The organism is Vibrio sp. 03_296, from assembly GCF_002265885.1.
This window is the reverse complement of sequence record NZ_NPKW01000567.1, coordinates 1-1000: the sequence shown is the minus strand read 5'-3', so window position 1 is coordinate 1000 and position 1000 is coordinate 1. Positions and strand designations below refer to the sequence as shown.

Annotated in this window: 1 protein-coding gene and 1 pseudogene; one reads left to right on the top strand and one right to left on the bottom strand. The window is 42.2% G+C overall.

Annotated features, from left to right (window positions below):
• Positions 1-159: 159 nt before the first annotated feature.
• Positions 160-477, top strand: coding sequence for a TetR/AcrR family transcriptional regulator (locus CIK04_RS26225; RefSeq protein ID WP_237282417.1), 318 nt, complete (start codon positions 160-162; stop codon positions 475-477).
• Positions 478-734: 257 nt separating this feature from the next.
• Here CIK04_RS26225 and CIK04_RS34075 read toward each other — a convergent pair.
• Positions 735-1000: pseudogene (locus tag CIK04_RS34075) on the bottom strand (hypothetical protein); the annotation flags it as partial.

Here is a 1000-nt window from a genome sequence, read left to right as displayed (position 1 = left end):
AGCGTTAGGATTTGCCGCTTTTAGTAGGAGATGACAATGCCAAGAGTCAGCCAAGCTGTGGACCAAAAAACACACCAAAATATTATAGATGCATCGTTAAATACTCCTGCTAGAAGGCTATGAACACTTAACCTATACGCATATTGCTGAGAAACAGGGGTGAGTCGTTCTTGCGTCAATGGGCATTTCAAGAAAAAAGAAGAATTATTGGATGAGCTTAAACCGAAAGCGGTCGAACACATCATCCAAGCCCTTGAATTTTCATCCCCTGAAGCCTTTTATCTCTCATGGGTTAACGCTGTAAATGAAGATAGAATGTTTCGGAACCTCATCCAGAATGTGGGAGAGATCATTTGTAGTGCTGAAGGACGAATGTCTCTCACCAATCGAATCTCTGGTGATCCTAAAGAAGCGGAAAAAGCGCTTTATATGGCGATCGGCTATGCAGTCGTCCATATTAGCTGTCCTATATGCTGAGCTAATTAGAAAGGTTTCTGGTGGGTTAAAGTTTAACCAAAGGTTAAACCAGTGATGATGTCACAGAAAAGTCAGTAAATAACGGATGATGGGTTTTATTTCTTTCCTTTCCGTATTGTCTCGCTATAATGTGCTCGTCTAAGTGAGTTGGTCCTCACAGACAACACTTTCTATGCTTTGGTTGTAAAACTAGCTTAGCTTAAATAGCTTTTGGTCGCTTGGTTGTCCTACTTTTACCAAACGACCTTCTTTTACGTTCATTTTGAACACCATTCAGTTTCTTCATCATTATTCACTCTCCCTATCCTTGGGCGGCAAATATGAAACACGGCTGCTTTAAACTGTGCTTTCCCGAATGCGTAAAAACTTCCTGACCGATGTTGGTATCGGTAGAAATTTGGCATAGCGCTGATGATCATGGCAATAAACGCAGTGAGCCAAATAGATCCTACTGGTCGGTGCATACCAATCCATAAGCGGCTATAAGCGACCAAACTCGCCCAAGCAAGGGTCGTGACAAACG